Annotated in this window: 7 protein-coding genes and 1 tRNA gene; all 8 read right to left on the bottom strand. The window is 44.4% G+C overall.

Annotated features, from left to right (window positions below):
• Nucleotides 1-233: 233 nt before the first annotated feature.
• The 8 genes from LZG75_RS08155 to cysS all read right to left on the bottom strand — a co-directional run bounded on the left by LZG75_RS08155 (nucleotide 234) and on the right by cysS (nucleotide 8,050).
• Nucleotides 234-512: a hypothetical protein gene (locus tag LZG75_RS08155; RefSeq protein WP_233937198.1), complete on the bottom strand. Its 279-nt coding sequence runs from the start codon at nucleotides 510-512 to the stop codon at nucleotides 234-236.
• Nucleotides 513-1,035: 523 nt separating this feature from the next.
• Nucleotides 1,036-1,524 carry a hypothetical protein gene (locus LZG75_RS08150; protein WP_233937197.1) on the bottom strand — a complete coding sequence of 163 codons (489 nt, stop codon included), beginning with the start codon at nucleotides 1,522-1,524 and terminating at the stop codon, nucleotides 1,036-1,038.
• A 492-nt stretch (nucleotides 1,525-2,016) separates the two neighbouring features.
• Nucleotides 2,017-2,111: transfer RNA gene (locus LZG75_RS08145), tRNA-Ser, on the bottom strand.
• Between the two features lie 106 nt (nucleotides 2,112-2,217).
• Nucleotides 2,218-3,468 (bottom strand): aspartate kinase, encoded by a 1,251-nt coding sequence (locus LZG75_RS08140; RefSeq protein WP_233937196.1) that lies wholly within the window; start codon nucleotides 3,466-3,468, stop codon nucleotides 2,218-2,220.
• 67 nt (nucleotides 3,469-3,535) lie between these two features.
• Nucleotides 3,536-4,942 (bottom strand): tRNA lysidine(34) synthetase TilS, encoded by a 1,407-nt coding sequence (tilS, locus tag LZG75_RS08135; protein ID WP_233937195.1) that lies wholly within the window; start codon nucleotides 4,940-4,942, stop codon nucleotides 3,536-3,538.
• On the bottom strand, nucleotides 4,905-5,879 hold the full coding sequence (locus tag LZG75_RS08130) for an acetyl-CoA carboxylase carboxyltransferase subunit alpha (protein WP_233923485.1): 975 nt from the start codon (nucleotides 5,877-5,879) through the stop codon (nucleotides 4,905-4,907). Before LZG75_RS08130 ends, tilS begins: the two co-directional genes overlap by 38 nt.
• Before the next feature lie 9 nt (nucleotides 5,880-5,888).
• The gene (locus LZG75_RS08125; protein WP_233923486.1) at nucleotides 5,889-6,617 is read right to left on the bottom strand and encodes a DNA-3-methyladenine glycosylase; all 729 of its coding nucleotides are present in this window, start codon (nucleotides 6,615-6,617) and stop codon (nucleotides 5,889-5,891) included.
• Nucleotides 6,602-8,050 (bottom strand): cysteine--tRNA ligase, encoded by a 1,449-nt coding sequence (gene cysS / locus LZG75_RS08120; protein WP_233937194.1) that lies wholly within the window; start codon nucleotides 8,048-8,050, stop codon nucleotides 6,602-6,604. Before cysS ends, LZG75_RS08125 begins: the two co-directional genes overlap by 16 nt.
• Nucleotides 8,051-8,057 lie beyond the last annotated feature (7 nt).

Below are 8,057 nucleotides of genomic sequence, written 5' to 3'. Positions count from 1 at the left end.
TCAGCCAAAAGTGGAGTATGCCCATCAGAGATTGGAAGGGTGCATTAAATCAGTTTAGTATTAAGTATGAGGAGAGAATCCCTCTGTAGTAAACGAACCCCGTTTACACAAAATATGGGACACCCTCTCATGAGATGACTCCTTTGACCGTAAAAAAATTAAGGTGACTACTTACATCTTAGTACTTTTGGTTAGTTCTTTAGTGGCTTATTTGGTTTCTTTTTTAGCCGTATTTACCAATTAGCAGCCCAAAGCTCAGTTTGCTTCGAGTTAAGCCATTTTTGGCGACCTGCCCATTTATAGTTAAGAAATTCAAGTCCAAACGACTCTTCAATTTTTCTGCCAAAGTAGCTTATTAACTCTTCCGTTATTGGCCAGTGATCCCCAGTCATTCTATGAATACAATAATTAGTTGAAATTTGAATCATTGGGTATGTATTGCCCCCTTGCTTATATTGCTTAGCTACCATCTGCGGGGCATAGACTATCCGTTCAAAATATTCTCCAAACATATCATCTAAATAGCTTTGATCGTTGGCTTTTTGGGATATATTTTCAATAAGGCATTCGAGCATTATTAAGGTGGCCCTCTTAACTGAGACATCATGGTTAATTGCTATCTCATTAACCGTCTGATTAGCCCAATCATCACAGGGATTTCGAAGTAAAGGCTGATCATTATATTTTTGTATATTTATATAGGTAGCGACCCATCAATCCCAGCAAATTAATGCATCTTTCATCCATAGTGGACTCTTTTGACATACCGGACAAGTCATCCCATCCCATAAGACTAAATTCTTAGATTCGTTACATTCATCACAAACTGGCATCACATCTTCGACCCTATATCCCGTATATTGGGATTTATCAGTTACATAGCTGCCAATACGAATGTTTTTAAGGGCCTTGCATTTACTGCAAAATAAAGGTTGGACGACCGCTATAAACCCCCTATCCCTACCGTGCGAACATTGGGCAGTAAACCCACAGTCGTCACATTTGAAGTTGTAATAATCGCCCATATTATTTAATCTATTGCTGGCAGATTTCAGCGCTTACACTAACATTGGTTATGCCATCAGGATCAATTGACGCTATCGACTGATAAAAAATTTTTTCCGACTGAGATCCCAGATAGCTCGAAGGGATTTTATAAGTAACAGGGCTGCCCCCATCTATAAAAAATGTCACCGAAATATTCTGAATAGCCTTAATGTTTCCGTTGTAAACCGTTAACCTGGCCTCCCGGTTTTCTTTGTGAGTTTCAGCTTTGAGCTTAAGCTGGTTCTTTTCGCTCTGGGTGATAGTCGTCAAAGAACATGGTTTTTCTGAACTTTTGGTGGAGTAATCTTTTCCGGTACAAGCGTATGTAACAGCGTTAATTGCTTGCTCTGACATTCCGGGCTTAATTTTTTCTAACAAGCAATCTTCGTATGTTTTTGGCGAACAGCCAGCTAATCCCAATAAAAAAATACACGCAAAAAAATAATGGGGGCGGTGCATTAGAAATATTTTTTTCATTTTAAAAATCTATAAAAACTAGAATCATTTGAGCAAATTCAAGTGTAAAGGGTAAAGCGGGTCCCATCTAGCCTAAATTAGGGGATGGGGGGGTCGTTCAATTTGATCCAAATAAACTAAATGGGTGCCTCCCCCTACTTCGTTACATTAGCTAGATGAGTAAAAAAGGTCTAAGTGATGTTGAGAACGCTGGAAAGGTGAAAACCCAGCTCTTCAAGCAACCCCATTTTGGGTGCCTCATAAAGGACGGCATAGTCATTCCAGTATGTAGGAGAAGCAAAAGAATAAGAACTACAGCGCAGTAGGGACTTTGAAGCAGCGGCTGTGGATGAAGTTCGCCATAGTAGAACAGCGGCCTAGCCATCAAAGGATAAGCTAGAAAAAAGCCGCTCACTAGGGCACGATTCGAGGAATGGCTCTTTTTCTTTTGGGTATTTAATTGGGTAGGTAGAAAAGAAAAAAACCCGTTATGGCTTATTATATATACGTCTATGGCGGAGACGAGAGGATTCGAACCTCCGATCAGAGTTTTAGCCCCGATGCTCCCTTAGCAGGGGAGTGCCTTCGACCAGCTCGGCCACGTCTCCGTATTCAGTCACAAAAATTACAACAGCCGCTAGTTTAACGGAGTGTTGGTAAAACAGCCAAATGTGGCCTCACTGGGCCTTCAACAGCCTCTTAACCAAAGTAAAACTAAGCCTGATCTAACTCAAATGATTTGTGCAAAGCCCGCACGGCTAATTCCATGTATTTTTCATCAACCACCACCGAAATTTTAATTTCACTAGTAGAGATCATTAGGATATTAATACCCTCTTCCGAAAGCGTACGGAACATTTTACTGGCAACCCCAACATGCGAACGCATGCCAACGCCCACTACCGACACCTTGGAAACTTTGGGATCACCAGTAATTTCTTTGGCGCCGATATGCGCCTGTACTGAGTTTTTTAGTAAATCAATCGCTTTTTGATATTCAGCCCTCGGTACTGTAAAAGTGAAGTCAGTTTTACCATCAACCGATTGATTTTGAATAATCATGTCAACATCAATATTCGCATCGGCAATAGGGCCTAAAATTTGATACGCAATACCAGGACGATCGGGCACACTTAAGACAGTAATTTTGGCTTCATCGCGTGCAAATGCAATACCCGAAATAACGGCGGCTTCCATGGTGCTGTCCTCTTCAAATGTAATTAATGTACCCGACTTCATTTCTTGTTCAAGCGCAATTAAGGGGTCTGTCAAGGAAGACAAAACCCGAGTTTTAACTTGGTACTTGCCAGCAAATTCAACAGAACGAATTTGCAATACCTTCGAACCTAAGCTTGCCATTTCCAGCATTTCTTCAAAGGTAATTTTATCGAGGCGGCGTGCATCTTCGCAAACTCGGGGGTCGGTGGTATAGACCCCATCAACATCGGTATAAATTAAACATTCTTCTGCCTTCAGTGCCGCAGCCACTGCTACCGCGGAAGTATCAGAGCCACCGCGACCTAAAGTAGTGATGTTACCGTGCGGATCGACCCCCTGAAAACCGGTAATCACTACCGCTTTACCTAAATTCAAATCGGCCCGAATTTTTTCATCTTCAATACCCATAATGCGGGCTTTTGTAAAAGCAGAATCAGTATGAATCGTCACTTGCCAGCCTGCATAACTAACCGCATCAATACCTTCACGGTGCAAAGCTAGGGCTAATAAACCCGAGCTCACCTGCTCACCGGTCGAGGCAATTTGATCTAACTCACGCGGATTAGGATTGGGGTGAATATCTTTAGCTAAACCCAACAAGCGATTGGTTTCGCCCGACATAGCCGATGGCACCACCACCACTTGGTGGCCAGCTCGCATCCATTTAGCTACGCGCTTGGCCACATTCTGAATGCGCTCAACCGAGCCCATCGATGTGCCGCCGTACTTGTGAACAATAATTGCCATAAAAGAAGGTAGAAAGCTTGCTTAAAGGCTTTATTTTACAAGGTTTGCAGCGCTCCAGCCAAAGTCTTCAAGCTTGCCACTCGGGCCAAACCCGGTTGCCTGTAGCCACTAAATGCGGATGATTCACCCCAATTCCCGCAACTGCTACGAGTTCATTGGCAATAAAGAGTAAAGGGGCCTGACGTTGCCAGGGCGGAATAGCGTCTTCTTGAAACAAATTTTTCAGCGTTTTAGTCGCACCACGAGCCGTTTTTTGAAAACGCTCTCCGCCTTTGCGTAAACGGTATTCAATCGCTCCAGTCAGCTGCGCTTCTTGCACCCATGCCGCTGCTAAACCTAATCGCTTACTGCGCAAGGGTACAGGTAAAAAAACCCACTTCCCTGCGAAAGCTTTATCACTATTTTGCTGATTTGATGTGGCCTCATAAATTAATTGTCCACGCCATAAACGAATTTCCCCACCAGCATGCAGGAACTTCAAGCGTGCATCACTGCGTGCGCGTTGTAAGTCTAGCCACCACGATTGCAAACGCTCTAAGGATGGCATTGCTAAACCCAGTTGTAGCAACCAATAACGCACGACATTATTCGCCGCCGAAGCATCCTTTAGATATAAATCCAATAATGGTTTTACTTTTAATCCTGTTGTCAATGGGGCAGTTTTTGAGCTTTGCAAAATTTCCGCGCCGTCTAGTTGCGCTAAGCGCTCTAATAAATGCTGCGAGTCGCTTAACAATTTTGCACTGCGCGCTAAATTTGCAATTGCGCCTGGCTGCACTTGCTCTAGCTTTGGCAGCAGTGAATGACGCACCGCATTGCGGCGATAAACCAAACTACGGTTCGAGGGATCTTCCACCCACTTAAGGCGGTGTTGCTGGGCATAAGCTTCTAATTCTGCGCGCGATAAATCAAGTAACGGTCGCCATAAGGTAATGGGTTTGGTCTGAGTATTGGGCTCTACTTTGGTCATGTTTCGCATCATGGGCATACCCGCCAAACCACGTACCCCTGCACCACGTAGTAATTGCAAGAGCACGGTTTCGGCTTGATCATTTTGATGATGGGCGAGCAATAAGTCACTTACCCCATGCACCGCGCATAAATCAGCTAAAGCTTCATAACGGGCCAGACGGGCTTTTGCCTCATTGGTATTTGCAGGCAATTGCAATAAACGGAAGTCGAAATGAACTTTTTTACGCTGCGCAGCTAGGGCACAAAAATCTAGCCAAGCATCAGCTGATTTTTGCAAGCCATGGTGAATATGAAAAACCCATATTGGAATTGATGTGCCCTTCTTATCAGTCTTCAAAGCAGCAAGATTGCGTATGACTGCATCAAATAGCACCATGGAGTCGAGCCCACCACTTAAAGCAATGCCAATCACTGTATCTTGGCTGCGCGGTAGTTGAGGCTTGATAACCTGACTACTACGTCGGCTAGGTGGCTTTGGGTTCAGCTTCCTTGAATTTGCCATAGCTCATTAAACGCTCATGCCGACGCTCGAGAAGTTCTTTTTTTCCCATTGATTCAAAAATCTTTAAAGATTCACTTAAAGCTTTACGCATGGCCGTCATCATGTTTTCATAATCACGATGAGCGCCACCTACCGGTTCGCTCACAATCCGATCAATTAAGCCTAGGGCCTTGAGGCGTTGCGCTGTAAGGGCTAATTGCTCAGCAGCTTCAGGGGCTTTCTCAGCCGTTTTCCATAATATAGAAGCACAGCCTTCTGGTGAAATTACCGAATAAGTTGAATATTGCAACATCAAAACTACATCACCCATGGCAATCGCTAAAGCCCCTCCCGATCCGCCCTCGCCAATAATGGTAGAAATAATTGGCACCGTTAACTCAGCTTGGGTATATAAATTTCTGCCAATCGCCTCCGATTGATTGCGCTCTTCGGCATCAATACCAGGGAAAGCGCCTGGCGTATCAACAAATGTAAATACTGGTAATTTAAATTTTTCGGCTAAGCGCATTAAGCGCATGGCTTTGCGATAGCCTTCGGGCTTACTCATGCCAAAATTACGTAAAGCCCGTTCTTTTGTATCGCGGCCTTTTTGATGACCAATAATCAGACAAGCGGTGTCATTAAAGCGCCCTAAGCCGCCAATAATCGATTTGTCGTCGGCAAAGGTGCGGTCGCCATGTAGCTCCCGAAAATCGGTAAATAAGGCGTTGATATAGTCTAAAGTGTAGGGTCGTTGGGGATGCCGTGCCACTTGGGATACTTGCCAAGGGCTTAAATTGGCATAAATATCTTTAGTGAGTTGCTGGCTTTTTTCAGCTAGCGTTTTAATTTCGGCTGAAATATCAACAGCTGACTCATCTTGCACAAAACGCAATTCTTCAATTTTGGCTTCTAACTCACCAATCGATTGTTCAAAGTCTAAAAAAGTGATTTTCATTGCTGAATTCTAATATTCCACGGGAATTGGGTCGATACTGCGCCACATATACCAAGTAGCTACTGTACGCCATGGCGCCCAGTTTTCGCCTACCTCGCGCATTTCATGGCGACTAACAGGCTCGCCACTGAAATAATTTAAGGAAATTGCCCGAATTAAGCCCACATCATCTAAAGGCAATACATTGGGCCGAATCAGATTAAACATCAAAAACATTTCTGCAGTCCACCGCCCAATTCCCCGAATATCGGTTAATTCCCGAATCACGCTTTCATCATCCATTGCTTGCCATTGTTTGGCATGTAAACGCCCCTCATGAAAATGACTGGCTAAATCACGGATGTACTCTACTTTCCGACCTGATAATCCGGCGCTGCGCAAATGCTCACTAGATACAGCTAAAACTTGCGCAGGATTGACCTTTTTTTCTAAATTCGTTACCAACCGATTCCAAACTGCTTGGGCAGCTGCAACCGAAATTTGTTGACCTACAATCGCCCGTGCTAAGGTATTAAAAGCATCACCGCGGGTGACTAAAAATCCAGTACCGTAGCGCGGAATGAGCTTGCGCAAAATACGATCTTGTTGCATTAACTCAGTACAAGCTTGTTGCCAATAATCGGGGGCTGCATCTGCTGCGATTTTTTTTCTAACCGGTAATTTAACTAGATTTTTTTTGAGGGGAGGTATAGCAGTTGCAACTTTAGCGGTACTAGATTGAATTACGCGCGGCGCCATGTGGTTACCCCTCCAGCCTGATCTTCTAGAACTATGCCTTGCGCTAAGAGACGCTGCCGAATCGTATCAGCTTGAGTGAAGTCACGGGCCACTTTGGCGGCGCTTCTTGCGGCAATTTGCGTCTCAATCAACTCTGCACTAAGCCCAGCCGAGTCAGGGTTTTGTTGAACTAAAGTCTCGCCTTGTAAAAATGCTGTGGGATCACCTTGTAAAAAATTCAACACACCGGCTAAATGATGTAAATGTTGGGCCAAAATTACGCGCTCAGCGCCTTGTGCACGGTTAATCTCGCTTGCTAAATCAAATAGCACAGCAAGGGCTTCGGGCGTATTGAAGTCATCGTTCATGGCGGCGGTAAAACGCATAACCCAAGCGTTAGCTGGGTCACCCAACCCATTCATTTTTTTTGCCACAAAACCGGGGGTTTGTACCAGCGCAGTATATAAACGATTTAAACCCGCCCGCGCCTCTTCTAACTGCGAATCACTAAAGTTAATCGGGCTACGGTAATGCGCTTTAAGCATAAAAAAGCGGATCACCTCGGGATCAAATTGCTCGAGCACATCGCGTATCAGAAAAAAATTGCCAAGAGATTTCGACATTTTTTCTTTGTTAACGCGAATATGCCCGTTATGCATCCAATAATTTACAAAAGGGGGATCAAGTGGTTTACGGTTTTGACCGTAGATAGCCCCTTCACTTTGGGCAATTTCATTTTCATGGTGGGGAAATTGCAAATCAGCACCGCCACCATGAATATCAAAATGTTGTCCGAGAAGATCACAAGACATTGCCGAACATTCAATATGCCAGCCGGGTCGTCCTTCCCCCCAAGGGGATTTCCAGCGAGTATCGCTTGGTTCTTCGGGCTTAGCACTTTTCCATAAAACAAAATCAAGTGGATCACGCTTACCGCTGCCAATCGCCACGCGCTCGCCTGCGTTTAAATCATCGATGGCTTTGCCCGAAAGTTGGCCATATTTTGGAAATGAACGCACAGAAAAGTTAATATCGCCATCATCACCTTGATAAGCCAATTGTTGGTCAATGAGACGCGAAATCATGCCCTGCATTGGCGCAATAAAATCGGTTGCTCTTGGTTCATGATTCGGCTGCAATAAGCCTAAATGGTCAGAATCGACATGCATAGCAGTAATAAAACGATTAGTTAAGGCTAAAATAGATTCTTTATTTTCTAGCGCACGTTGGATAATTTTGTCATCAATATCCGTGATATTGCGCACATAATTCACTTCGTATCCCAAGGTCATTAGCCACCGCACTACAATGTCAAACACAATCATCACCCGCGCATGGCCCAGATGGCAATAATCGTAAACCGTCATCCCGCAAACATAGATGCTTACGTGGCGGGGGGTAATCGGCTTAAAGACCTCTTTCGACCGGCTCAGGGTGTTATAGATTTGCAGCATAAAGGCA

It is taken from the genome of Polynucleobacter sp. IMCC30063, from assembly GCF_021395235.1.
In the GTDB taxonomy this organism is placed as follows: domain Bacteria; phylum Pseudomonadota; class Gammaproteobacteria; order Burkholderiales; family Burkholderiaceae; genus Polynucleobacter.
The sequence above is the reverse complement of the archived record's forward strand: the minus strand, read 5'-3'. Positions and strand labels throughout refer to the sequence as shown.